Below are 25,916 nucleotides of genomic sequence, written 5' to 3' on the forward strand. Positions count from 1 at the left end.
ATTTTTATATAGTAAAATAAGAAATAAAACATCATATGAAAGGGGGAGAATGATTGATAAGAAGTTCCATATGTATATTGATTAGCTGCATCGTCATGTTTTCTCCCTTTTCAAATGTCGTTTTTGCTTCACAAGCAGAAGCGAGCACACCCAGCCTGATTTCTCCATCGATTTATGATGAAGAAATCAATGCTGTGAAGACACCTCCGTTTTCAAAAAAACATGCCGCATCTCTTCTGTTAAAACAGAGGTTATCAATGGGCGCTTCAAAAGCTTTTCTTGTAAAGCTTGCATCAACCACAGCGTTATCTATTGATTTATGTTTTTTAGAAATGAAGTGTGCGATCCCCATTATGTACCAATCAAATTACCTCGACTGATTCATTTTATTTCATCCGTACTCACTATATGAAAAACAAAACCTATCATATTCGGAGGGATAAAATGAACATTAAAGAAAATGATCTTCCTGGGATTGGAAAGAAATTTGAAATTGAAACGAGAAATAGAGAAAAGATGACGATTGTGATTCATGATGATGGCAGACGGGAGATTTATCGTTTCGACGATGAAGATCCAGATGAAGTACTGTCCACCATTTCTCTCGATGATGCTGAAGCCCGGCAAATTGCTGCCATTATTGGCGGTATGGTGTATAAGCCGCAAGCACTTGAAACGATTGAAATGGCGTTCAATGATTTGATCATTGAATGGTTTAAGGTAGAAAAAGACGCAAAAGCGGTTGGACATACACTCGGCGATTTAGATGTGAGACAAAATTATGAAGTCACCGTCATTGCGATCATTAAACATACAAATGAAAAATTACTCAACCCCGGTGCCGATTCGATTATTCAAGCAAATGATACGATGGTCATTTCAGGCGAAAGAAAACACTTGAAGCGATTGATACGTGATTTTCTTTCTAGAGGGGGAGAGTGATGAATGGATCATTTAGTCTTTGAAGTTGGAACGGCGCTTATTCTCATCGCCATTGCCAGCTTAATCGCCAATAAAATTAAATTTTCTATCATTCCTTTTCTCATTGTCCTCGGGATGGTTGTTGGTCCGCATGCACCAACCATCGGGATCATTGATTTGAAGTTTATCGAGAGCACCGAGATTATTTCATTTTTTGGTAGAATGGGTGTCCTGTTCCTTCTATTCTACCTCGGGCTTGAGTTCTCTGTCGGCAAACTCATAAAATCGGGTAAATCCATTGCAGTCGGCGGATCTATTTATATTTTGATCAACTTTAGCTTAGGATTGCTTTATGGGTTTATCACAGGCTTTGGATTCCTTGAAGTTCTCATTATGGCAGGCGTTATCACCATTTCATCCAGCGCCATTGTCGCCAAAGTCCTTGTCGATTTAAAACGGACAGCGAACCCTGAAACAGAGTTAATTCTTGGGATTATTATGTTTGAGGATATTTTTCTCGCCGTTTATTTATCTGTCGTATCAGGTCTTGTCCTTGGAGATGCCACGTCCGTTGGCGGTGCCTTATTATCTATTTTAATCGCTTTTGGTTACATGATGATTTTCTTTATCATCGCGCGTAAGCTGCCAAAACTATTAAACAAACTATTCGATATCCGTTCAAATGAAGTATTTATCATTGTCATTTTTGCCGCTTTGTTCTTCGTGGCTGGTTTTTCAGAGACGATTCATGTCGCAGAGGCCATTGGCGCTCTCTTACTCGGTCTTGTGTTTTCAGAAACAGAGCACTCAGACCGCATTGAACATCTCGTTGTTCCTTTTAGAGATTTCTTTGGCGCCATGTTCTTCTTCAGCTTTGGACTAAGTATTGATCCATTTACATTAGGAGATGCCTTCTGGCTTGCGATCGGTGCTGTCATTCTCACCTTGATCGGGAACTTCACCGCCGGGATGTTTGCTGGAAGAAGAGCCGGTTTCTCTCATAAAGCCTCTTCTAATATTGGATTAACCATCGTATCAAGAGGAGAGTTTTCCATCATTGTAGCCGAACTTGGGATTGCAGGCGGGCTTGCCGCTACATTGAAGCCATTTGCTGCATTATATGTATTAATCCTTGCGATTTTAGGACCGCTAGTGACGAAAGAATCAAAGCGTATCTATCAAATCCTAAACAAAATCTTCAAATGGAAAACTGAAAAACCAAAAGTAAAAAGAGAAACAACCATTTAATTGAAAAGGGCCCTGTGCAGGGGCCCTTTTTTATATCTATTCAAATTGCTGAAATGCTGTTTCTTGCTTCACTTGTTCTTTCGTATCCCCGCGAATGGTTCGGATGACTTTCTGATTGCGGTAGATCGATAGTTTTAAATTGGTCGCCGCTGTTCCATGAGAGTGATCGAGGTTCGTGAATGTAAAGAAATGATGAGACCGTTTGTCTTTAAACACAAGCCTGAAGTCGTCTGTCACTTTAAAATGCTTATCGCTCTCCCATTCAATCAATGGTTCATATACGCTAAACCATTCCGGAATATTAGGCGTATATCCTGTAGCCAATACCACATGATCGGCTGTGATTTTCTTTTCTTTCTTCAGCTGCCATTGTTTCAAATGCAGCTCTACCTGCTGCTCATCCTCCATATGTATCGCTTCAAGCTCCGTCATTGGCTGAATGAGTACAGAAGGCTCTTCTCCTGAAACGGAGCGATGGTACAATTCCTGATAAATACGAGAAAGCGTCGATGCATCTATGCCATTCCTTAATCCTGCCAGTCTAGGCAATGTGTTCATCCGTTCTTCATAAGGAAGGGAATGAAAATATTCCACATACTTAGGTGTAAATAGCTCCTGACCAAGCTCCGCTGTCTCTAGTTCTCTAAATTCACTTGAACGTGTAAACCATGAAAGCTTCTGTCCTTTCTTCTGATGCTGAAGCAGGTCTAAGAAAATTTCAGCTGCACTTTGACCTGAACCAATCACCGCCACCGTTTCAGCTTCATGAAGTTCTTTTTGTTGATCTACATAACGGCTGCTATGGGTCACATGCGGCAACGCAGCTTCTGGCACATCGACAGGAATCATCGGCTTGCTTCCAGTTCCAAGGACGACATGCTTTGCACGATATTCAGAAAGCGCCCCATCTTTCAACCGCCGAACTTTTACAAGATACCCGTCTTCACAGTCGGTCACTTCTTCCACCTTCATCCCGAACTGACAGCTATCTAATTCACCTGCAACCCATGATAAATACTCATTGAATTCTCTCCGGGGGATATCAAATTGTTCAAATGTATAAAAGCGGTGAAGCCTGTTTGATTCATGTAAATAATTTAAAAATGTATACTTGCTCCTTGGATTAGCCATTGTCACAAGGTCCGCTAGAAAGGAAACTTGTAAGTCCGTTCCTTTGATGAGCATACCAGGATGCCAAGCAAATTCGCTTTCCTGTTCAAAAAAACAGCATGTCACATCTTCATACTCCTCTAATAAAGCGGCCAATCCTAAATTTGCTGGCCCAATCCCAATTCCGATCACATCCATCATATGTACACCTGCTTTACCTTTTTACCCCCTATATACCCTTTTACAAATGAAAAAAACACTGCGTCACCGCAGTGTTTACATGTGAGAAACAAATAATGACTCAAGAAACTGAATCTTCTCTTCCGTATAGTGCTCATAACGATCATTATAAGACTTTGGATCTTTTGGATTGGCATACTGCGTAATTTTTCCGGTTCGCGGATCAATGAATTTACTCGCAGCGCCGCATCCAATGCCAATGATCGTCTGCACCTCTTCCATAATGATAATATTATACAAACTTTCCTGTCCATCTAACGAATACCCGACATTTTCTAGATTCCCCAAAATGTTTTTTTGTCTGTATAAATAGTACGGATGATAGTCATGTGCCTTTGTCCAAGCAACCGCTTCATCCATCATACGTGTGATCTCTTCTCGGTCTGCCACTTGATACTTTTCCTTATTGCGGGTCATTTCAGACGCTCTCTTAAAGGAAAGTGTATGCACCGTTAAAGATTCAGGCTTCAGTTCTTCTGTCTTGTTCAAGGAATGCTGGAATTCCTTTAGCCCTTCTCCTGGCAGCCCAATGATTAAGTCCATGTTAATATTATTCATGCCATACTGCCTTGATAAATGATACTTTTCAATCGTTTCTTCCACACTATGGTGCCGGCCAATCGCTTTCAGTGTTTCATTCTCATATGATTGCGGATTGATACTAATCCGGTCAATATGATAACGGTTGAGCACTTCCAGCTTATCAGGTGAAATCGTATCAGGTCGTCCCGCTTCTACAGTGACTTCCCGAATATGTTTCACATCTGGAAAAGAGCGATACATCTCCTCATACAGCAAATCCATTTCTTCTGCTGTAATACTCGTTGGAGTACCTCCGCCAAAATAAACAGTCGTCACTTTAATCCCATGTTCCTTTAACCATTCGCCCATTTTTTGCATCTCATAATGCAGCCCAAAAAGAAACGTTCCCACTCTTCCAGCTTGTCCTTGAATGGCATAAGCAGGGAACGTGCAATAAGCACATTTTGTTGGACAGAAAGGAATACCGATATAAATACTCACTTCCTCCTGTAGATCGTACAGATCTGGAATGGCTTTGATTTGACGATCAACAATCTCCTGCATCAAATGGATCTTTTCATCATGAATCAAGTAATCGCGCTTTAACGCTGCATGTGCTTCTTCCTTTGTCATGCCTTCTCTTAGCATCTTATGAAGTAATTTCGTAGGGCGTATCCCCGTAAGAATCCCCCATTTTTGCGTCATTCCTGTATATTCCTGAAGCAGATGTAAATAAACAGACAGCACAGTGTTTTTGATTTGCTTCCAGCGCTCTTTATCGTTCAAGCCCTCTGGCATCTCTCTTGTAAAACGGCTCGTCATATCTGATCCAGCAATATGGCCAGAAGCCTCCACCATACCATGGGTTTCTTTCCAATCAAACACCATCACTAGGCCATCGTTTGCTTCACCTGAATCAAACAGCACTTCACTATCTTCCTCGAATAAATTGGCTATATTGACAAGCGGTCGATGAAATCGTTCATCAGACAGCCCTTTAACTAAAATTCGCATCGTATCACCTTTATCTTCAAACTTGTTTCATTTTACAAAATTCATCTAGGAAAAGCAATGAAGAGAACAGACGAAGGCCCTGCCATTTCTTAATAGACAGGGCCTTCACTGTATTATCGTTTAATATCAAATTGATGTAAAAAACCTTCCCTTTGCTGCATTCTAAAGTATTCTTTGATCATATAAGCAACACCCTGTTCATCATGAGAACGTGTCACCCAATCGGCTTTACGTTTGACCGAATGAGGTGCATTCCCCATCGCAACGCCTAAGCCAGCTAACTCAAGCATCGGGATGTCGTCTGTCCCGTGACCGATCACGACCGTATCTTCTAATGTAAAACCTAGTGCTGAAGTTAAAAGAGAAAGTCCTGCTTCTTTCGATACCCCTTTGCATACAATGTTCATTTTCTCATCACTGATCTTAATCAGATCCACAGATGGGAATGCTTGTTGAATGGTTGTGTGGATTTCAGGCTGAAGTGCTGCCGTCGAATACACTTCAATGACAGGTGTGCTAACCGGTTCATCCATGAGCATATCACTTAATGATTCAACAAATTGAACGGGATAGAAAATGGGATCAGACGGATGAATCAACGTTTTTCCCATCAATTGAGACTGTGTTTTTTTCCGATTGCCGATTGAGAATTTTTCATGTAACAAGCGAACATTACAATCAAAGCTTTCAAGGATCTGCACAAGATTAAATGTTTTCTCTTCCGTTAATTTCTTCACATGGAGCGGCTCATCAAGCTTATCCGCGATAAATGCACCACTATGCGTCACAAGAGTTGAAGTTGGTATTTTCAACGCCTTGGCAATTTTTTGTGCAGATCGAAAATGACGGTTGGTGACAATCGTCACGTAAACCCCTTTTTTCTTAACATATTCCACAGCTTCTTTTGTAGCGGAATGGATTTTCCCATTGGAACGAAGCAACGTTCCATCTATATTGAGTGCAAGTAGCTTTTTTGACACTGAGGCATCCCCCTTCTTGATGACTGTACTTACGATGAGGATATGCCCTAGCTTAGCGCTTTAGAACATGCAGTTGAAGCAGCCCTTGTTTTATGCCTCAATCGCAAATAAAAAAAGCCTACCCCTAGGCTTTTTTTTATGTATGGTTTGGATGCGTAACAATGGCGTGATGAAGCTCCCCATGATCCCCTCATCTTTCACACACCAAAGCATTGCTTATATCATATCCCCTTATGCTTTGCTTTTCTCCCAGAAGCGCTTCTCTCTCATTTGGCTCATCGCCGTAAATCCAAAGTGGAACGCACCCAATTCATCACGATAGCGCTTTTTGAAAGCACTTTCAATAAGTATTATCGCAGAATTTACGAGCTTCGACAACCCTTTTTTTAAAGATATACAAGCGGCGATATGAATGAAAAAAAGGGCGAATATGATCGCCCTTTCAATTAATTTTCTTCAGTATTTCCATAAAGCTCTTCAAGAGGCTTCATGATAATTTTATTTAATTCACCGATGAGAACACTTACGCGTTGTTCTGCTTCCATCAACTGAGAGATTTTATCGTGCTGCTGCACAAGTGCAACCGTTTTTTGCGCTTGCTCTACTTCTTCTTGTGTAATCTCTTGACCAGTCATTTGTTTTTGTTGAAGGTTTACTTGAATGTCACGGAAGTTCTCAAACATTCTTTTAGAGGACTCATCCCCGTTTACCTCATCATAAAGATTTCTTAACGCTGAATATTCTTCGCTATGACGCAGTGCTTTTTCAAGGTCATATGCAACATCATAAAGATTTACAGACATGTTATGTCTCCTTTCTATCCGTTATCACCGATATGGATCGGCGGACACCACTCCACTATAACAAACTATGGCTTTCGTTTCACATATATACAATAAATTCATCGAAATTTCTCGATCTTGCCTTAGAATAAGGTGACAAAAATCGCTTGGACAGCACCGATCAATCCACCTAAAAGACCGCCTAAAAATGTGATCATCTTCAGCTCCTTATTAGATATGCTGATTACAAGCTCTTCCATTTTTTCAAGCGGGAAAAGTTCAATTTGTTCACGAATAATTTCTTCAAATTGGAGCTTTGCGAGCAGTCCCTCAAGCGCATTAGATGCGGCTTCAATCGCTTTATCAATGAGAGATGGAGCAAATTTGGTCTTAAGATCATCCGCTACTGCACTGATGTAAACTCCTACTGGTCTATCTAACAGCACCTTTGTAGAAAAATGTGAAAGCAATTGCTTTTTCACACTAAATAGAAGCTCTTTCACATTCCATTTTTCATCAAGCTCATGTAAAGAAAATTGCTTTACCTTGTCCCATTCTTGAACAAGTAAATCTGATAAAAACCTTTTTGTCTCTGCATTCTTTAAGAACTTCATCATTTCAGGATGCACGCGATCAATTAAGCTTGAATTCCCTAAAAACATTTGGACCATACTGCCAAGCATTCCTCGTTCTTTTAAGAAATCATCTATCATATGACCGAGTCTTGCTTTTCCCTCATCACTTTCAAAATAATGAATGCCTCTCTTTAAAATATAATCTGCGGCATCTGGAATTTTTGATGCAAGCTTATTTTCTACATCCTGTGGCAACAGCTCAGACAATGTTTGCTGATCATACTTTTCAAGCAGTGAGTGGAGCTTATGATCAGTCCACTGATGAAGCCATGCGTCAGCTTTAACGTCAGCCTGTGAAAAACCGTATTTTTCTAACATGGAGAAAACCGTCATTTCCATATCAGCACCTTTATCAATATATCGGTGCACTGTCCGCAATATCTCTTGCTTTGCCTCTGATGATTCAAATCGTTTTTTAATGCCCTCTGGCGTTAGTAAATGCTCCATCACCATGACGCCAACCTGCTTGGCTACTTCATCTCTTCTTTTAGGAATGAGACCCGGTGTAAATGGGAGCTGCTTCCCAAATAAATAATATGGCTTATACGGACGAAAAAGCATTTTAATCGCGAGATGGTTTGTTGCTGCCCCTATCACTGCACCTATCACAATCATAAAGATAAACGTTGTGAATATATCCAAAGTCGTCATCTACCTTTCAAACAACACCTGAAGTTTATTGTTTTAATCTATACGTATTATAGTTGTTGTCAAGAGTCCAAGCAAATGAAGCATTCAATATGACATATGAGACAACGATCTGTCGTAATGATATAGGAACGCCAAGTTTATGTAAAATCAACAAAAAGTGTTTTTCAGATGTTAAAAAAAGAATTTGAAAAGTAGGTGTTGTTTCATGACGTCAACGCTCGGCATTGTCACTCTTTCTCCGAAGCATGAAGAAGCATTCTCACATCAGCTTGCCAAAGCAGCCTCTTCTTTTGATTTAGAAGTTGTTCGTTTTTCACCTCTAGATTTAAAGCCTGCTTCAAATGTCATTCACGGTCAAAAATTTAAGACTGGCAAAGGATTTGAAGCGTCAGAATTTCAGATTCCTGACTTGATTTATGATCGTTGTCTTTATCAGCATGACGCACAATCTAAAAAAGCAAAACCTATCATGAATTGGTTAAAAAAGTATCCAAAAACCGTTTTTTTGAATACTGGAATTTCAAATAAAATGCGGCTATTCGAGCAGCTCCGTCTCCTCCCTTCTTTACAACCATACTTACCTGTCTGCTCTCTATTGACAGAGCCTTCAGACCTGCTCAACTTGGTCAGAAAGGGCGGATATTGTAAAATACAGCCGCTTTCTCAACAGCACGCAGCACCCTCTTGCTTCATTTCTTTAAAAGACAAATCACTCATTACTGTGCAGCTAAACGCTAAGCAAATCATCACCTTTTCACATTCAGCAGAGGTTGAACGCTGGTGCAAAAAGTATATCGGCCGATCTTTCCTTCAATTTTTTAACACGAATGATCAAAAAGACGTTATATTCAATGAAATTAGGATTTTTCTTATAAAAAATTCACAAAATCAATGGAATAGCATGGGGATTCATACAAAACCATCAGTAGAAAACAGCCTTTTAAGCAATACACAAAATTCCATTCATGTGGTAGCCTTTGATCACTATTTAAACTCATTAAAGCCACACATCAAGGAGCTGTTGTTAGATGATATTGCCTCCATTCAATCATCTCTTCCAGCGTTTATAGACAAAACTTTCTCACCGTGTATTGAATTCGCTATAGACTTGCTTCATACAAATGAAGGCAGACTTTTCATCTCAAATGTAAGATCAAAGCCAGGACGATCCTCTTTTTTAAAAGCTTACCCTGAGAGGGAGAATCAATTGATTCAGACCATACTTGAACATGCCAAATCGATGATGGCTGAAGAAAAGGAGGTTCCTTATGAAGAGAAAACGCTACATCATCGCTCCTCATTCAGCAAGTGAAAAAACAGTATATCTCCCTGCTCAGTTTAAAGAGCAGGAGGCAATTTTATCTATTGCTTTAGGTTCTTGTTTAGTAGATGATTTCGCCATTTCCTATCATCATCAATCTCAAATGATTTTATTATCAGAAGACCTTTATCGCGCTTTATTCATTCCATACAAAACGAAAGCTGATGTCATATTAGTTCAACATACACTCTATATAGGACCTCTCATCGGCATTTTCACTGCAGGATTCGAACAAAATACAGCACCTTTAGGCGCAAGATCTTCCTATTTTATGAAATTGCTGCAATCTTGCAGGCAGCATGCTGGTTTTGCATATCTTTTTGGTACTCATTCTATCGATTGGGATAAAGGAATAGTAGAAGGTTTGCTTTACCAAGAGGAGCGCTGGGTAAAAAAGCAGATGCCCCTCCCATCCGTTGTTTATGACCGGCTGCCTAATAGAAAGGCTGCTCAGTCGGCATTCATTCAAGAAACAAAACGAAAACTCACTCAAGACTACGATATCCCTTGGTTCAACCCTTATTTTTTTAATAAATGGGACATTCATGAACAGCTATTAACAGATGAAAAAACAAGCTCTTTCTTACCACATTCTATACGATTAGATCCTGTTGATGCTTTAAATAAAATAGAAACACTCCTTCATATGCATCATGTCATTTATTTAAAACCAACAAACGGCAGTCACGGAGACGGGATTTATCAGTTAAAGAAGACGGAAAACGGGGTCACTGTCTGCTCAAATAAAGGGAAATCCACTTCATATCATTCCGTAGACCATTTCGTAAAAAAACTGCGGGAAGATTGTGCAATTCACGACTTGATTGCACAACAAGGCATTGAGCTTCTTCAAATAGACAATCAACCACTGGATTTTAGAATTCATACGAATAAAAATAAGTATGGTCATTGGACTGTTACAGCCGCTGCTGGAAAAGTTTCAGGAGATCACACTGTCACAACCCATCAACTGCATGGTGGTTCAGTAAAAACACTGTATGATATCTTTCCTGATGCAGAGAAACGTTTGAAGGTTTTGCAAGAGCTCTCTGATACTGCCCTCGCACTTAGTCGTGTGATAGATGAAAAAATGCCCGGTCTGATTGGGGAAATTGGCTTTGACTTAGGTATTGATCACTTAGGTGCTATCTGGATGTTTGAAGCCAATTCTCGTCCAGGCCGCGAGATTTTTCTGCATGCACCATTGAAAAACTCAGAATGGCTGATTGGGAAAAGAATCGTTGAATACGCATCTTACCTAACACAAATGGCTCTTACTCCTATAGACCATGCAAACGCCTATTGATGTTTTCTTTTCATGTCTCTGAAATCTGTGCTTTCCCTATGCTCTTTTCATCAGATGAGATACAATAAAACCAAGTTCAAGGTTGTTTCCGTATTGTCGTGTGTATTTATTGTTTCATCAATAAAAGCAAGGAGGCAATGATGATATGATTTCTCATTTTCAATGGAAACCTCTCTTTAAAAAAGCGCAATTACCTGGCTGGAAAATATCCTTTTTTCATAATGGTTCACACTATGAAGGCATTTATCACAAAACGGGTGATATTGAATGGGGCTCTCAGCTTCCGCCTCATGAAGTTGAACCAACCTTAAAAGAAGAAATCCACGAATTAATGCTATTCCATGTGTATGATTAAACTGTTTAAGGAGCCTCGCCATGTTAGAAAAACTAAAACTTGTTTACGGACACCATATCATCAGTTCACCAACAAATGATAAACAAACTCTCTGGTATCAAACAGACGAAGGCGAAATATTCGGAGTAAACAAAACGGAGCTAACAGAAAGGGAAACGCTTCTTCTCAATTCATTCCTCACACCAATTGATGTACCTCATACGCAGGAAACGGAAGAAGAACAGAAATGGTACAGCTATCTCTTTGAAAACAAATCAATCACCATCGATCACTCCGTCCGTGTTCATTTTTTTAAAATGGATCACCAAGCAGAACAAAGGCAGCAAATAAAAGAGGCTGTGAACAGCAGCCTCGAACATATTCATTTCATATGGACAGGCACTGAAACAGCTATGCTCATTCAAACAAACGCTACATCAGAAAATGGTCAACTTGAACAGCTACATGATTTGTCTCAAGCCATCACAAGTGATTTTTTAACAGACGTTGTCTTCATGCAAGGACAGCTGCATTTGCCAAATGAAAATTTAAAAAAGAGATTATTAAATGAACATCAGCTCTTCTTATGGCATCTGAAGCAAGGAAAACTTAGGTCAGGGGTTGCAACATTTTATCAATGTCTACCTGCTTTCATTCGCCATGATACAGACATGGTTTCTGCCGCTATTTCAGATGCATTTATAGAAACAATCTTTGATCGGGACGTTTACCGGACTCTCACGACCTATATGCAGTGTAATTTAAATGCATCGCAGGCAGCAAAAGCTTTATATGTTCATCGAAACAGCCTTCAGTATCGGATTGATAAATTTATTGAACGGACAGGACTAGATATACGGCATTTTCAAGAAGCGTCAGCTGCCTATTTCATGATGAATCTTCTCGATCTTTCTTAAATGATCCTATCATGAGCACCTTGCCTAAAAATGAAAATAAGATGTTGTGCACGTTGTCCATTTACAGACACCCTTCCTTTTTATACACTTCATTTATAAGTAAAGCGCTTTCAAAAAAAGGACTGGGAGGCTACCACCTATGGCTGAAATGATACTGAATCAAATTTATAAAGTGTATGATAACAAAGTAACAGCAGTAGATAACTTTAATCTACATATTGAGGATAAAGAATTTATTGTGTTTGTTGGTCCATCTGGGTGCGGAAAATCAACAACCCTCCGCATGATTGCAGGCCTTGAAGAAATTTCACAAGGGGATTTTCTATTAGACGGCAAGCGAATGAATGATGTGGCACCAAAAGATCGGGATATTGCGATGGTTTTCCAAAACTATGCCTTATACCCTCATATGAATGTGTACGATAATATGGCTTTTGGATTAAAGCTTCGAAAATTTCCTAAAGCAGAAATTGATGAGCGGGTACGAAACGCTGCGAAAATATTAGGGCTTGAACAATACTTAGATCGAAAACCTAAGGCATTGTCTGGAGGTCAAAGACAGCGTGTTGCACTTGGAAGGGCCATTGTGCGAGATGCAAAAGTCTTTCTTTTGGATGAACCTCTCTCTAATTTAGATGCTAAACTTCGTGTTCAGATGCGTGCCGAAATTTCTAAACTTCATCAGCGGCTGCAGACGACATTCATCTATGTCACACACGATCAAACAGAAGCCATGACAATGGCTACTCGGCTTGTTGTCATGAAAGATGGCTTTATTCAGCAGGTTGGCGCACCAAAGGATGTGTATGAAAACCCAGAGAATGTCTTTGTAGGAGGATTTATTGGCTCTCCAGCGATGAACTTTTTTACAGGAAAACTGTCTGACGGAGCCATTGCCATTGGGAATACGCACATTCGTGTACCAGAAGGAAAAATGAAAGTATTACGCAGTCAGGGCTATATCGGAAAAGATGTGATTCTAGGCATCAGACCAGAAAATTTCCATGATGAGCCTGTGTTTATAGAGGCTTCTGAAGGAACAAAAATTGAAGCAAACGTAGAAGTGGCTGAATTAATGGGAGCCGAAACGATGCTTTATTCTTCTCTCGCTGGTCAAACGTTTATTGCACGAGTTGATTCTCGCACAGATATTCAGGCAGGTCAGACGATCCCTCTTGCCATTGATATGAATAAAGCGCACTTCTTTGATACAGAGACTGAGCTGCGCATCCGCTCAGCTGAATAAGAAGACGTTCCACAAACCATCACCATTGGGTGGTGGTTTTTTGTATGTGAAAACAACATTTACCATGTTCTTTTTCCGTATGTTTTTTTCGTAGCGAACCATAATATTTAGTACAAAGCAGTTACCGCATTGGGTTTCGCCAAGTGGCAAATGACTTGGTCATTTCGCTGGTGCGACTCCAGCAAACCCAACCAAAAAAATCATATATAAAAAGGAGATTCACATCATGGCAAATTCTAATAGTTCAAATCAATTACTAGTTCCTGGAGCAGCGCAAGCAATCGATCAAATGAAATACGAAATCGCTTCTGAGTTTGGTGTAAACCTTGGAGCAGAAACAACAGCTCGTGCTAACGGTTCAGTTGGTGGAGAAATCACGAAACGTCTTGTATCTTACGCTCAGCAAAACCTTGGCGGAACAAAAGCTTAATTTCATATCTGGATCATAGAAGGCACCTCTTATGGTGTCTTCTTTTTTTGGTTTTATCCCTCACCGATTCCTTTTGAATTCATATGATGTATTAGAAAGGAGCGGATCTTCATGGACATTATTTCAGGTATGAATTTTGAACTTCTACAATTTGTCGGTCTCTCTCTATTATGTGAATATGCTCATAGTATTCGGTCCTTTCATCTTTATAAAAAAAGCATGACATAAAACTGTACCATTTTAAGTTCTTTTCACTTATAGTATGTAGTGGAGGGATCGATCAGATGAAAATAGCTCTTTTCGGTGCTCATGGACGTGTAGGACAAGCATTTCTTCGTTTCGTAAAAGAAGATGATCGTTACATGGTTCGCTCGTTAATTCGGACAAACCGGGAAGAAATGCTTGCGGGTATGTTTCAAGTCACCGGCAATTCCAGAAATCAAGAGGATGTTCTTGAAACAATTAAAGGATCAGATATTGTCGTGAGCTGTCTATCAACAGATGGTGATGATACTTTATCTGTTTCAATGGAGCATATCGTACAAGCCATGAAGCAAACAGGAACATCAAGAATTATAACGATTGGTACAGCAGGGATTTTGAAAGCAAGGCAGCAGCCTGAGCTTTACCGCTTTGAAACAAATGAATCAAGGCGAACCACTTCCCGAGCTGCTAAAGAACATGCCAAAGCATTTGAAATTCTTCAATCAACTGAACTAGATTGGACAATCATTTGTCCAACCTATTTACCAGATGGAGAAGTGACACGGTCATATCGCTATGAAAAGAATTTTCTCCCTATAGATGGACAGAAAATCTCAGTTGAAGATACCGCACACTTTTTGTATCAGCAGTTAAACTCAAAAGAATTTGTGCATCAACGCGTCGGTATCGCTTATTGACCATTTAGTTCGTGTAAATGATATACAACCAGTAAAAGTCGAGATCATTTCATGAAGCCTCGACTTTTTTCATTGCCATGAAAAAAGCCTCTTTCAAATTGAAAGAGGCTTTTTCTACTCATCCTATCAGCTGCTCGTCACAGCTCCCTTTTGTAATTCGTACATTTGCGCATACAGTCCGCTTTGCTCCATGAGCTCTTCGTGGCTGCCGCGTTCGACAATTTCACCCTTTTCTAACACCAAAATCATGTCAGCTTTCTTAATAGTAGATAATCGGTGTGCAATGACAAAAGTGGTTCGTCCTTCTTTGACGACATCCAGTGCCCGCTGAATGATGGCTTCTGTTTCTGTATCGATGTTAGCCGTCGCTTCATCTAGAATTAAGATCGCTGGATCGTATGCCAGTGCACGGGCAAATGAAATCAATTGACGTTCCCCAGAGGAAAGAGTACTCCCCTTTTCAACAACTGGTTCATCAAAACCTTCAGGCAAATGCTTTAACAGTTCTGCTGCGCCCACTTGCTTTAACGATGTTTCAATCGTTTCTCTTTTAATGTCTTCATTTCCTAAACTGACATTGGACGCAATCGTTCCAGAGAACAAATAAGGATCTTGTAGTACAATGCCCATTTGCTTACGCAGCGTTTGGCGCGACTGATCATAGATGCTTTCTCCATCAATGAGGATGTCCCCATGCTGAATATCATAAAAACGCAGCAGCAAATTCATGATCGAACTTTTCCCAGAACCGGTATGTCCAACAAGTGCCACCGTCTGACCTTTTTTCGCCTCAAAGGTGATGTTCTTTAATACATTTTTCCCTTCATTATACGCGAAGGTAACATCCTGAAATTGAACGTGTCCCTCTAGTTTCTTCTGAACTGGTTCTTCCACTTCAGTACCTGGCTCATCTAATAATCGAAAGACCCGTTCAGATGAAACCCTTGCTAATTCTAATCTAGAAAATTGATTCACAATGCCTGTAATCGGCTGGAACAAACGATTTAAATAATCGACAAATGCATAGAGCACCCCAATCGACACAATGCCCGTCGCACTTAAGGACGCGCCGCCAAAATACCAAATGAGTGCGACATATGCTAAGTTCCGAAGCAGATTCACCAGGTTATGTGAAAGCAGTGAATTTAAATGAAGCATCTTTCGCTGATATCGAAAGTGATTGTTATTCAGCTCATCAAATTCTTCTTTCGTTGCTTGTTCATGTCGAAATGCTTGAATAATCGTCATTCCTTGAATAGCTTCATTTAGCTTGGCATTAATTTCACTGATGATGGATCGAATGCGATGATTGTAAACCGACGCAAACTTTCGGTAAGTCATCGACCATAGGAAAATAATCGGAACAGCCACTAAACAAATGAGCGCCAGCTTCACATTTAATAAGAACATGGCGATATAAATGCCAACCATGTAAATGGCACTTGTGACGAAATTAGCGAGTACTGTTACATATAAATCACGAATGGTTTCTGTGTCATTCGTAATCCGCGCGACAACCTTTCCAGCCGGTAAATTATCAAAATACCGAATCGGAAGCGTTTGGATATGTTCAAATACGTCCACTCGCATTTTTTGAATAATGCGATTTGCAATACGCTGGAGTAAATAGTGCTGCCCATATTGAAAGAAAATCGCAATGACGAGCATCCCAAAATAAAATAGAACAAGCTGCACCAAACCACTGATTTCCGGCTGATAAAAAGCGAAGATTTCCTCTTTGGATAAACGCTGTACCTGATACGTCTCACGCTCGCTCCCATTTTCAATGGTGAGCTGATCCCCTTCTATTGTCCGGCTCCCGTCAAATCGAATCGGTTCATTCACAAAATAGTACCCAAATCCGACTTGCACGACATTGATTTGCTTTCCAGCTTCATTTTGATTCTGTAGCCGGTCACTTCTTATATAGTTATTTCCCTGGTAATAAACCGTTTTATCTGTTTTTTCATCTACCTCAACATACGGTTTTTCTACACCTAAAATATGATCATCAATCATTTTTTTCCCAATGAAAGGTCCTGTCAACTCAGCACCAACTGCAATGATCAGAAAGATCAAAGCAACAGACAATACTTTTTTATATAGGAGTGCATAGGCAAGAAGTCTTCTCCCTGTTGTCATGCCTCATCCCCTCCTTCCAGCTGATTTGTCAGCTGCTGACGCAGAAATTGCTCTTTATACCAGCCATCTTGCTGAATAAGCGCTTGATGGGTTCCCTTTTGAACAATACGCCCTTCTTCCATGACAAGAATGAGATCCGCATGCTCAACAGCTGATAGACGGTGGGTTGTAATAAATGTCGTTTTTCCATGACGATTTTGTCTTAAATTCTCTAAAATAGCCGTTTCTGTTTTTGCATCAACTGCAGATAACGAGTCATCCAAAATCAAAATGTCTGGATCAATTAATAATGCACGTGCAATGGAAATCCGCTGCTTCTGTCCTCCTGACAGCGCCACTCCCTTTTCTCCAACCATGGTTTCCAAGCCTTCTGGTAAAAGGCGTAAATCCTTTTCAAAGTAAGCATCTTTAATCGCTTGTGCTAATTCAGCTTCTTTCGCGTCTCTATGACCGAAACGCATATTCTCTTCTACACTTTTTGAGAAAAGGACATGATCTTGCGGAACATAGCCAATCCATTGGAACAGTTGATCCAATTCAATGTCATCAATTGGAACACCTGAAAACAAGATCTTTCCATCACCTGTCGGATACTGACGAAGAAGCTGTTTGACAATCGTTGTTTTTCCGCTTCCCGTTTTTCCTGTAATACCAATCGTTTGCCCTTTTCGTACAGTAAAGGAGACATCCGTTAGATTATCTTTAGAGGAAGTTGGATATCTAAATGTCACATGTTCAAATTGAATATCGCCAGGCTCTTGTAATCTTTTTGGCTTGGCTGCGTCAGTTACATCCGGTTGATAACTGAGTGTATGATTCAACCGGTCTAATGAGGCATTTCCTCTTTGCATGATATTAATCAATTCACCAATGGCAAACATTGGCCAGATCATCATCCCCAGATAGACGTTAAATGCGACAAGCTCACCAATGGTTAAATCACTTTGGAACACAAGATATGCGCCATAACCGATACCGATTAAATAACTGATCCCCACAAGCAATTTCACCGTCGGCTCAAACAATGAATCAATGATCGCCACTCTCATATTTTTTTGAAAAACATCATCTGTCATTTCTCGAAAGCGATTAACATCTTGTTTTTCCTGTACAAAAGACCGAATCACCCGAATGCCGGCAACTGATTCTAATACACGATCATTCATATCACCAAATGCATCTTGAGCGACTGTAAAGCGTTCATGAATTTTACTGCCATAAAACGCTATCAAAATCGCCATCAGTGGCATTGGAATAATGGCCATTAAAGTTAATTTCCAGCTGATCGTCAGCCCCATCGTAAAAAAGATCATGAGCATGTAAGCAGTGGAATCGACTAATGTTAAAACGCCAAATCCTGTTGTTAAAGCCACAGCATTCAAATCATTTGTACCTAGTGCCATTAGATTTCCGGTTTTTTTCTTTTCATAAAAGGTGGGTGTCATCTTAAGTAAGTGGCGCATTAATTTTCCGCGCATCACACGCTCCATGACATTTGCGCCGCCAAATAACTGATACATCCAAAAATAGGTGAGCGCATAGACACTGACACCAAGTAAGCAAAAAATGGTTACGTAAAACAGAATACTGGATGTTGTAAATTGACCAGACCGAATGTCATCAACTGCTTGACCTAGATACCTCGGTGGCAGCATTTCAAGCACATTCACAATGAGCAGCAGCGTAATGGCGATTGTATAGCGCCTCCACTCTTGTTTAAAGAACCAGCCTAATTTCACAAATACTGAAAACATGTTTGTCTCTCCTTTTAAAGCTAGCCGCTTTCTATATTTTCCTGATTGTCACCTTGTTTCGTTTTTTGAGCTTTTGTCATTTGTCTTGCCTTTGGCATGTTCACATGCTTTCACTCCTCTTCATTTAGTTGTTGATGCATTCCATTATTTCGAGATACGAAATGTATACAACAAAAAAAGAGGCAACCAGCTGACTGGTACGCCTCTTTTATACATGATAAAAAGGCGCATGTTGACAAATACGCAACATACGCCTTGATTCATCCGATCAATTGGAACATACGAGTCCCTTTTCAATGACCAATGAAGGTGTAATTGTCACGTGAATCAACCCATTCATGCAGTTTGATTTCATTCTTCCAATGATGTTGCACATGACATTTCCTCCTTTTGGCTCTTGAATCTTTTTTTATCTTATAGTGGCTGTCACTATTTTGTCAATAAATATTTTTCAATAAATGAAATTTTCTAACAAAAAGTTCACACCCTTTATGTGTATCTTTTTCAGATATCGGGTATACCATGAACGTATAGACTCCTTTTGAAAGGAATGAGGACATTGTTTCAAGCTGATCGGATGGTCGTTGCGTTTGATGGACATGAAGACAGTAAGAAAGCATTAAAGAAGGCAATCGCTTTAGCCAAAACGTTGCATGCCAAGCTAACCGTTGCCTACGCTCATGATGGGAAATCCAGCAGACAGGTGTTTGATGCACCTCGCCCAATGACTGGCGGCGCTTATATCGGAGGCGGCATGGCAGACCTTCAAACACCCCCTGTGTATGTACCTCATGATGAACAGCAAAGTCCCTTGATTTTTGAAGACCATACAGAAGAGGTCGTTGCAGAAGCAAGAATGCTGTTAAATGAAGAGCAGTTTGAAGCTGCGATTGAAATTGTTGAAGGGGAGCCTGCAGAAGCGATTATCGAATACGCTGAAAAGATTTCAGCAGACCTCATCGTCATGGGAGCACGTGACAAGAGCAGATTGAAAAAAATGCTCTTTGGCAGTGTGAGTGAAAAGTTATCTTCCAAATCAGATATACCTGTACTGATCGTGAAATAAATATAAATCACAAAAGGCTGTAAACCAATGTTTACAGCCTTTTTCTTTTTATGAAGAAATAGATGCTTCGCTTTCATGCTTAATTTTTTTCTGGAACCCTTCCTGTACACGCTTCGTGATCTCTCCTGGAACACCTTTCCCAACTGGCTGACCATCTATCTCTACAATTGGAATCACTTCAGCTGTCGTTGAACTAATGAAAATTTCCTGTGCATGCAAAAGTTCGTCTTTACTCATGCGGGTTTCTTCCACACGACATCCTTCTTCCTGACAAACCTCTAGCAGCTTTCTACGTGTAATGCCGTTTAAAATCAGGTTATTTGCTGGGTGTGTACGAATGACACCATCAATGACGGCATACACATTCGAGGACGTCCCCTCTGTCACAAAGCCGTCTCTTATTAAAATCGCTTCAAACGCACCAGCTTCAGACGCTTTCTGCTTTTCCATGACGTTATATAAAAGGTTTAAGCTTTTAATATCACATCTTAACCAGCGAAGATCTTCAGACAATAGAGCTTTCGCACCAGCTGTCTGCTCTTGAATAGGCTTTTTCACTTGAAATGTATATGCCGTAATTTGAGGGGTAAGTGCACCATATTGATGTTTACGAGGTGCGACGCCTCGCGTGACTTGAATATACACGCCGCCATCAATCACTTGATTATCTGCGACTAGCTTCTTCAAATTCTCTTCCATATCGGATACTGTACCTTGCAGATGAATGCCGATTTCCTTTGCACTCTTGAATAGACGCTCAGTATGCTCTTTTAATGTAAACAAAGTCCCATTATATACGCGGATGACCTCATAGACTCCGTCGCCAAATTGATAGCCTCTGTCTTCAATATCAACATGTGCATCTTTTTTTTCAATAAAATCCCCATTGTACAATACTTTCATATGGAATCTCCCCTTCGCTTTGCTTAATGGTTGAATCTGATGCTATCTTAGCGGATAAATGTAAACGTTTCAATGATTATTCAGAATTATTTCATATCCATTTGACTGGATAACCTTCTATTGTAACAAATATAGATTCATAACCAAAAAGATTCCAATTTTTTAGCATCTTCTATATTCATAGGCTCTTTTTTCCTGTATACTTACTCCATATGAGCACGACAAAAAACAGCGAAAAAAGACAGAATCCACTACATGATTCGACACAAACTACTGATTTATTGGAGCGATTGTAATGCAACGGGTTACGAAAAAACAGACACCTTCAAACACGATGCTGCTCTCAAAGGCGATTGGTCTAGTCATCCTGACATTGATCCTTTTTTTCATTTGGGATATGTCTAAAACCAATATGCAGGCAGCAGATCAACCGAATGAAGTGTCTGCGAGCAGTCCATTTCGAGACACAAGTACAAGTCTGAAAGCAAAAGATGATTCGCCAAAAACATTAGATGCACATTTTAAGATCAATCCAAACAAACATGTAACGGATCAAACGATCTTTTTGACCTTTGATGATGGCCCTTCTGCTACATCAAATCAGCTGTTAGATGTGCTAAATTCACAGCAAGTGAAGGCCACATTCTTTATGCTCGGGCCTCAAATCAAAGAACACCCAGCAGCTGTGAAAAGACTTCATCAAGAAGGTCATCAATTAGGACTTCATGGCATCACGCATGATGTGAAACGCTTTTATCAAAAAAGTGATTCTCCTGTAAATGAAATGAAAGAAGATCAACGTATATTGGCTTCTGTTACTGGTGAATATACACATCTTGTGAGAACACCTTATGGCAGTTCTCCAAACTTAACAGACCAGCAAAAAACACGTTTAAAACAAAAAGGCTTTGTATACTGGGACTGGACCATTGACAGTCTTGACTGGAAATATAAAAGCTCAAAATATGTACCAGAAGTATTAAATCAGCTGCAAGTGCTTGAAACCAAGTACCCGAAAGAGCCAAAAATCATCTTAATGCATGATCAACCAGCTACCGCAAAATACTTAAACAGTCTGATCACACAATTAAAGGCGAAGGGCTACACGTTTGAAGTCCTTGATGAAACAATGAAGCCACTACAGCAATAAAGCAAACCCGCACCTGTTGGATGCGGGTTTTTTATGATTTATAAAGCATTCACAAGCTCGCCAATTCGTTCGTGAAAGACAAGATCAAACAGCGGATCGAATTCCGTTTCACTTAAATTCATCATGACCTTAAAGATGGAAGGATGATGAGCAGCATCTTCTGGAATATATCGGGCTGGTGCCACTTCTAAGGACGTTCCCATGACGAGTAGCATGTCCGTTTGCAGGAGCGATTTCTCCACTTGATCAAAGTGCTTCACCATGTCCCCAAAAAGGACAACATCTGTTTTAAGTACTCGTCCACATGTACGGCCGTCTGATGAAATCCGCTCACAAACCGGTACCTCTTCTTGTAATAAATAAGGCAGTTCGTATGTTGACCCGCATGATGGACATGTAGCTGTTTGAATGGAACCATGCAGTTCATACACATGCTGGCTTCCCGCTTTTTTATGCAGACCATCGATATTTTGCGTGAAAATATCCACACGTTTTCCTTGCTTTTCTAAATTGGCTAAAAAAGCATGTCCAGCGTTTGGCTCGTACTCTCCACTCATCTTCATTTGAAACAATTCTTTGAATTTCGGCCAAAATTGATGCGGATGTGATAAAAAGTAGGACCGGCTCATTGCCTCCATGCGAGAGGTATCTTCTGTCCATAGTCCACCCGTTGATCTAAAATCGGGAATTCCCGATTCTGTGCTCATCCCAGCACCTGAAAGGACTGTAATATGTGAGGCCTTTGATAATCTCTCTCTTAGCGCTGCCACTTTTGTTTGATCCAACCACCATTCCTCCTTTATTCACCGAGCTGTTTCTCACCTTTTTGTTTCATATAAATGGTCTGTCCAGGAAAAGCAAATTCTACCCCTTCTTCATGGAAGATATCAATAATGCGATAGTTAATATCCTGCTTAATATCCAGGTTTTCAGACCAAGCCGTTGTGTTTGTATAAAAGTTAAAGAATAAGTTTAAATAGCTGTCTGCCAGCACATCGAAATTCACCATAATCGTTTCCTTATGAACCCCATCATGCTCATAAAGCATTTGCTTCAGACGTTTGATGCACTTATCAATGTTTTCTTTCGGTGTATTGTAAGATACGCGAACGGAGAACGTAATTTGACGTTTATTCATTCTCGTCCAATTTGTGATCGGCTCCTTTGAAAGGGTCGAATTTGGCACGGTCACCACCGCTTCAGCAGGTGTTCTAAATTTTGTGCTTCGGAAGGTAATGTCCTCTACAGTCCCAAGTACACTTGGAGTCTCTACAAAATCGCCCATTGTAAAAGGCTTCTCTGTAATAATCACAATTCCTCCAAAAAAGTTCGCCACTGTATCCTGCGCAGCGAGTGCAAAAGCAAGACCACCTAGGCCAAGCCCTGCCACAAGTCCGTTCACATCATAATTAAATTCTTGTGCAATGACGCTAATACTCAGTGCAATAATCATAAACCGAAGAACCTTTGATAAAAATGGGGCTAAAATATCATCCATCTCTAATTCAAATTTTGAATTCACTTTTTGAAATAAGAAGGAAGAAGCTGCGGTTAGATTACAAAGCCCCCACGTCAGCATCAAAATAATAGAGGATCTATACAATTTGACAATAACATCCATATGGTGCTCAAAGTATGGGGCTTGTCTTAACGCAAAATATAAACCTAGTGCCACAAAAAACAGTCTCGCAGGTTTTTCAAACGCCACGACAATTTGGTTAATGACTTCGGTTTTAGACCGATTTGTCAGCTTAAAGAGCAGGTGAAACAAGTATTTCGTAAATACTTTTCGAAGTAATAAAAAAAGCAATAAAATACAAAGGCTAATGCCTATTTGGATCGCAATATCGACTGTAAAATATGTATCCATCCATTTTTGTGTAAACATCTCTGTCTCTCTCCTTTAAAACAATCCTCTCTAGTTTATAATATAACCTTCGTTTATGTCCTCTCTTAAATGTCTGACCTCTATATAAAAAGCCTCGGGACCTATCCCGAGGCATGATGTTCAATTATGAAATTTTGGCTTGAGACATATCGACGGGCAGCAAACTACTTTTTCTTCTGAGCCTGATCAAGGAGAGTCGCTTTAAACATTTCAGCATCCGTTTCGGCCTTAATACGTTCTTCCACTCTAATTCTCCCTTTACCCAATCATCTCGCCTCCTTTTCATCATTATAAAACATCAGAATTTTCAGTCAACATGACGAAAGCACTAATATTTTGACGAACGCTGACGATTTGGACAAAATTGATCGAAGAAAAATTGATGTAATTCAGGTTTACTCAATCAAAGCTTGCTCTATTCCTGTAAACTTTTCAAAATGATACATCAAGCTTTTTCAGTACTGAGGTTCCATGATAATACGGCGCTCTTCTTCTCCATATAGTAAAGAAGGAAAACCAACAAAGCATTTGATATGATAAGACCAGAACTTATGTCAGGGAGCTGGAGCAAGTGTATATTATCGCACATAGAGGGTCATCAAGCGCAGCCCCAGAAAATACAATCGCTGCGTTTGATGTAGCTGTCGAGCAAGGAGCAGATTATATTGAATTAGACGTACAAATGACAATGGATCAGCACGTCGTCGTCATCCATGATGATACCGTTGATCGAACGACGAACGGAAACGGTTTAGTCAAAAGCTATACACTTGATCAGTTGAAAAAATTGGACGCAGGAAGCTGGTTTGACCACCAGTATACGAATGAACGAATTCCAACATTACAAGAAATTCTTGAAAGATACAGTCAGCGGATTGGGATATTGATCGAGATCAAACACCCAAAACGGCAGATAGGAATCGAAAAGGCCGTTGCCCGCATCATCAATCGGTTTGCCTATTCTCGTCATATCATGATTCAATCTTTTGATGTTCATGCACTGCAAAGAATCAAAGCATTCGCCCCTTCTCTTCGCACAGCTTTGATTATAAAGCCTGATGCATTTAAACTAACGAAACGAAAGTTAACGACATACAGCTCGTTTGCAAATTGTCTTAATATGAAGAAAACGATGATCAATAGATGGTGGATAGACCGCATCCACACATTCGGGATGGATGTGTTTATATGGACTGTAAAAGATCAAAAAACAGCGGATCGAATCAAAAAATATCCAATTGATGGTGTGGTAACCGATAACCCGCTATTTTTTCAAAAGGAGAAATGATGCAGATGAAAACTTATTTCGCCGTTTTTATCGGTGGATTGATTGGTACACTTTGCAGATATGAACTAAGTCAAACTGTCATCAGCCAGACATTCCCCTATGCAACGATGATTGAAAATATTTCCGGCAGCCTGCTTCTTGGTTTTGCGACAGGATACTTTCTATTTCAGAAAGGAAAAAAAGATCTTGCAGCTTTGATTGGAACAGGTTTTTGCGGCGGGTTTACGACCATGTCCACCTTTTCTAAAGAGACAGTTCTTCTGTTACAGGCAGGGCAGTTCAATTTAAGTATGATGTACATCCTGCTCTCAGTCATTGCTGGAGTAGCCGCTGCTTTAGCTGGCCTGATCCTTGCTGAACGGCTCTTTCATCAAAATAAGCAGCAGAAAGGAAGCAGATAAATGATTGTTTTTTGTACAGCTGTAGCTGGAGGGATCGGTAGTGCATGTCGTTTCTTCATCAGCCAAACAATCCAGAAAACTCCATCCCATGCCCTTTTCCCGTACAGTATTATTTTCATTAATTTATTAGGTGCAGCCGGTTTGGGTTTTCTCACAGGAGCTTTAACGTCCAATCATCCACTGCTAGTGATCATAGGAACCGGTTTTTTTTGGCGGCTTTACCACATTCTCTACGTTTAGTGTAGAATCTGCGACGATGCTGATGCAGCGTCAAATAGGAAAGCTTGCTGCCTATTTACTTGTGACAATTATCGGCTCTTTATGCCTTTTTGCGGCGTTTTATCAAATAGGACAACTTCTGTTTTAAATATCTGTGATGGCAGCTAGGCTGATGAGCAGTTGATCCATCAGCTGGCGCTTCATTAAAAATAGTGTCTTCTCACTATAGCCGATTTCGATTGCACATTTTGCCATGCGCCAATCTCGAAAATACTTATAATCAATGAGCTGCTGCTCTATTTCATCCAATTCTTTTAAAGCCGTTTCAATACAAGCAACAATCAGTTCATACTGACTTTTCTGCTCTTCTAATTTTTGACGTGCCATATGATGATGTTGGAGAGAACTTCGCTTTTCAAGCTGTCTTTCAATATTTAAAATGGCCGCTTGATAGTTCTTGAAATTTTTTAAATGAAACTCAATACGTTTCATTGAGGTTTTTTTCTCCGTGATACTTGCTGTTTCATACCAGAGCATGTCCATCCC

The 25,916-nt window shown here is 40.1% G+C and carries 27 protein-coding genes; 15 read left to right on the forward strand and 12 right to left on the reverse strand.

Going from position 1 to position 25,916, the window contains the following annotated elements:
- Nucleotides 1-53 precede the first annotated feature (53 nt).
- From LCD32_RS01140 to LCD32_RS01150, 3 genes are all read left to right on the forward strand, one after another.
- Nucleotides 54-380 (forward strand): hypothetical protein, encoded by a 327-nt coding sequence (locus tag LCD32_RS01140; RefSeq protein ID WP_025207030.1) that lies wholly within the window; start codon nt 54-56, stop codon nt 378-380.
- Nucleotides 381-444: 64 nt separating this feature from the next.
- Nucleotides 445-942, forward strand: a complete 498-nt coding sequence (locus LCD32_RS01145) for a cation:proton antiporter regulatory subunit (protein ID WP_017366937.1) — start codon at nt 445-447, stop codon at nt 940-942.
- 3 nt (nt 943-945) lie between these two features.
- Nucleotides 946-2,169, forward strand: a complete 1,224-nt coding sequence (locus tag LCD32_RS01150) for a cation:proton antiporter (protein ID WP_048001733.1) — start codon at nt 946-948, stop codon at nt 2,167-2,169.
- A gap of 36 nt (nt 2,170-2,205) precedes the next feature.
- Here LCD32_RS01150 and LCD32_RS01155 read toward each other — a convergent pair whose 3' ends face one another.
- The 5 genes from LCD32_RS01155 to LCD32_RS01175 all read right to left on the reverse strand — a co-directional run bounded on the left by LCD32_RS01155 (nt 2,206) and on the right by LCD32_RS01175 (nt 8,094).
- Complete coding sequence (locus LCD32_RS01155; protein ID WP_058213973.1) at nt 2,206-3,480, reverse strand: lysine N(6)-hydroxylase/L-ornithine N(5)-oxygenase family protein; 1,275 nt, start codon at nt 3,478-3,480, stop codon at nt 2,206-2,208.
- 75 nt (nt 3,481-3,555) lie between these two features.
- A complete protein-coding gene (locus tag LCD32_RS01160) occupies nt 3,556-5,055 on the reverse strand; it encodes a coproporphyrinogen III oxidase (RefSeq protein ID WP_007497137.1) in 1,500 nt (499 codons plus the stop codon).
- Nucleotides 5,056-5,168: 113 nt separating this feature from the next.
- Nucleotides 5,169-6,035: a Cof-type HAD-IIB family hydrolase gene (locus tag LCD32_RS01165; RefSeq protein WP_008348923.1), complete on the reverse strand. Its 867-nt coding sequence runs from the start codon at nt 6,033-6,035 to the stop codon at nt 5,169-5,171.
- Between the two features lie 446 nt (nt 6,036-6,481).
- The gene (locus LCD32_RS01170) at nt 6,482-6,838 is read right to left on the reverse strand and encodes a YlbF family regulator (protein WP_008348927.1); all 357 of its coding nucleotides are present in this window, start codon (nt 6,836-6,838) and stop codon (nt 6,482-6,484) included.
- Between the two features lie 122 nt (nt 6,839-6,960).
- Complete coding sequence (locus tag LCD32_RS01175; protein WP_065460063.1) at nt 6,961-8,094, reverse strand: DUF445 domain-containing protein; 1,134 nt, start codon at nt 8,092-8,094, stop codon at nt 6,961-6,963.
- Between the two features lie 214 nt (nt 8,095-8,308).
- Here LCD32_RS01175 and LCD32_RS01180 point away from each other — a divergent pair, with 214 nt between their 5' ends.
- From LCD32_RS01180 to LCD32_RS01210, 7 genes are all read left to right on the forward strand, one after another.
- Nucleotides 8,309-9,415 carry a YheC/YheD family protein gene (locus tag LCD32_RS01180; protein ID WP_058213970.1) on the forward strand — a complete coding sequence of 369 codons (1,107 nt, stop codon included), beginning with the start codon at nt 8,309-8,311 and terminating at the stop codon, nt 9,413-9,415.
- Complete coding sequence (locus LCD32_RS01185; RefSeq protein WP_058213969.1) at nt 9,372-10,730, forward strand: YheC/YheD family protein; 1,359 nt, start codon at nt 9,372-9,374, stop codon at nt 10,728-10,730. The genes LCD32_RS01180 and LCD32_RS01185 overlap by 44 nt, the downstream gene beginning before the upstream one ends.
- Before the next feature lie 145 nt (nt 10,731-10,875).
- Nucleotides 10,876-11,085: a YheE family protein gene (locus tag LCD32_RS01190; RefSeq protein WP_008348933.1), complete on the forward strand. Its 210-nt coding sequence runs from the start codon at nt 10,876-10,878 to the stop codon at nt 11,083-11,085.
- Nucleotides 11,086-11,105: 20 nt separating this feature from the next.
- Nucleotides 11,106-11,981, forward strand: a complete 876-nt coding sequence (locus LCD32_RS01195) for a helix-turn-helix domain-containing protein (protein WP_058213968.1) — start codon at nt 11,106-11,108, stop codon at nt 11,979-11,981.
- A 139-nt stretch (nt 11,982-12,120) separates the two neighbouring features.
- On the forward strand, nt 12,121-13,227 hold the full coding sequence (locus LCD32_RS01200; RefSeq protein WP_224562579.1) for an ABC transporter ATP-binding protein: 1,107 nt from the start codon (nt 12,121-12,123) through the stop codon (nt 13,225-13,227).
- 226 nt (nt 13,228-13,453) lie between these two features.
- Complete coding sequence (locus tag LCD32_RS01205) at nt 13,454-13,657, forward strand: alpha/beta-type small acid-soluble spore protein (protein ID WP_008348940.1); 204 nt, start codon at nt 13,454-13,456, stop codon at nt 13,655-13,657.
- 284 nt (nt 13,658-13,941) lie between these two features.
- On the forward strand, nt 13,942-14,559 hold the full coding sequence (locus LCD32_RS01210; protein ID WP_008348943.1) for an NAD(P)-dependent oxidoreductase: 618 nt from the start codon (nt 13,942-13,944) through the stop codon (nt 14,557-14,559).
- 126 nt (nt 14,560-14,685) lie between these two features.
- On the opposite strand, the gene LCD32_RS01215 is transcribed toward LCD32_RS01210, so the two are convergent.
- Together LCD32_RS01215 and LCD32_RS01220 are read right to left on the reverse strand one after the other, a co-directional pair.
- The gene (locus LCD32_RS01215; RefSeq protein ID WP_017366929.1) at nt 14,686-16,701 is read right to left on the reverse strand and encodes an ABC transporter ATP-binding protein; all 2,016 of its coding nucleotides are present in this window, start codon (nt 16,699-16,701) and stop codon (nt 14,686-14,688) included.
- Nucleotides 16,698-18,455, reverse strand: a complete 1,758-nt coding sequence (locus LCD32_RS01220) for an ABC transporter ATP-binding protein (RefSeq protein ID WP_017366928.1) — start codon at nt 18,453-18,455, stop codon at nt 16,698-16,700. The genes LCD32_RS01215 and LCD32_RS01220 overlap by 4 nt, the downstream gene beginning before the upstream one ends.
- Nucleotides 18,456-19,014: 559 nt before the next feature.
- Here LCD32_RS01220 and LCD32_RS01225 point away from each other — a divergent pair.
- Nucleotides 19,015-19,521 carry a universal stress protein gene (locus LCD32_RS01225; RefSeq protein WP_224562582.1) on the forward strand — a complete coding sequence of 169 codons (507 nt, stop codon included), beginning with the start codon at nt 19,015-19,017 and terminating at the stop codon, nt 19,519-19,521.
- Between the two features lie 48 nt (nt 19,522-19,569).
- Here LCD32_RS01225 and dat read toward each other — a convergent pair whose 3' ends face one another.
- Entirely contained in the window at nt 19,570-20,424 is an 855-nt protein-coding gene (dat, locus tag LCD32_RS01230; protein ID WP_224562585.1) for a D-amino-acid transaminase, read from the reverse strand.
- Nucleotides 20,425-20,719: 295 nt separating this feature from the next.
- Between dat and LCD32_RS01235 the strand changes: the two genes are divergently transcribed.
- Nucleotides 20,720-21,574, forward strand: a complete 855-nt coding sequence (locus LCD32_RS01235; RefSeq protein WP_203085378.1) for a polysaccharide deacetylase family protein — start codon at nt 20,720-20,722, stop codon at nt 21,572-21,574.
- Between the two features lie 38 nt (nt 21,575-21,612).
- Here the strand turns inward: LCD32_RS01235 and LCD32_RS01240 are convergent, their stop codons facing one another.
- The 3 genes from LCD32_RS01240 to LCD32_RS01250 form a co-directional block, all read right to left on the reverse strand.
- A complete protein-coding gene (locus LCD32_RS01240; RefSeq protein ID WP_373368002.1) occupies nt 21,613-22,344 on the reverse strand; it encodes an NAD-dependent protein deacylase in 732 nt (243 codons plus the stop codon).
- A gap of 29 nt (nt 22,345-22,373) precedes the next feature.
- Complete coding sequence (locus LCD32_RS01245) at nt 22,374-23,462, reverse strand: mechanosensitive ion channel family protein (protein ID WP_024719970.1); 1,089 nt, start codon at nt 23,460-23,462, stop codon at nt 22,374-22,376.
- Between the two features lie 164 nt (nt 23,463-23,626).
- Nucleotides 23,627-23,728 (reverse strand): YhdX family protein, encoded by a 102-nt coding sequence (locus LCD32_RS01250; RefSeq protein ID WP_017360338.1) that lies wholly within the window; start codon nt 23,726-23,728, stop codon nt 23,627-23,629.
- Between the two features lie 305 nt (nt 23,729-24,033).
- On the opposite strand from LCD32_RS01250, the gene LCD32_RS01255 reads away from it, so the two are divergent.
- The 3 genes from LCD32_RS01255 (at nt 24,034) to LCD32_RS19230 (ending at nt 25,518) form a co-directional block, all read left to right on the forward strand.
- Nucleotides 24,034-24,750 carry a glycerophosphodiester phosphodiesterase gene (locus LCD32_RS01255; RefSeq protein ID WP_025207021.1) on the forward strand — a complete coding sequence of 239 codons (717 nt, stop codon included), beginning with the start codon at nt 24,034-24,036 and terminating at the stop codon, nt 24,748-24,750.
- Entirely contained in the window at nt 24,750-25,151 is a 402-nt protein-coding gene (gene crcB, locus LCD32_RS01260; RefSeq protein WP_017366925.1) for a fluoride efflux transporter CrcB, read from the forward strand. The genes LCD32_RS01255 and crcB overlap by 1 nt, the downstream gene beginning before the upstream one ends.
- 262 nt (nt 25,152-25,413) lie before the next feature.
- Complete coding sequence (locus LCD32_RS19230; RefSeq protein WP_263485661.1) at nt 25,414-25,518, forward strand: hypothetical protein; 105 nt, start codon at nt 25,414-25,416, stop codon at nt 25,516-25,518.
- On the opposite strand, the gene LCD32_RS01270 is transcribed toward LCD32_RS19230, so the two are convergent.
- Complete coding sequence (locus LCD32_RS01270) at nt 25,515-25,907, reverse strand: hypothetical protein (protein ID WP_017360342.1); 393 nt, start codon at nt 25,905-25,907, stop codon at nt 25,515-25,517. The two genes, LCD32_RS19230 and LCD32_RS01270, sit on opposite strands and share 4 nt — an antisense overlap.
- Between the last annotated feature and the right edge of the window lie 9 nt (nt 25,908-25,916).

The sequence above is a fragment of the Bacillus sp. RSS_NA_20 genome (assembly GCF_020165915.1).
GTDB lineage: Bacteria > Bacillota > Bacilli > Bacillales > Bacillaceae > Bacillus > Bacillus altitudinis.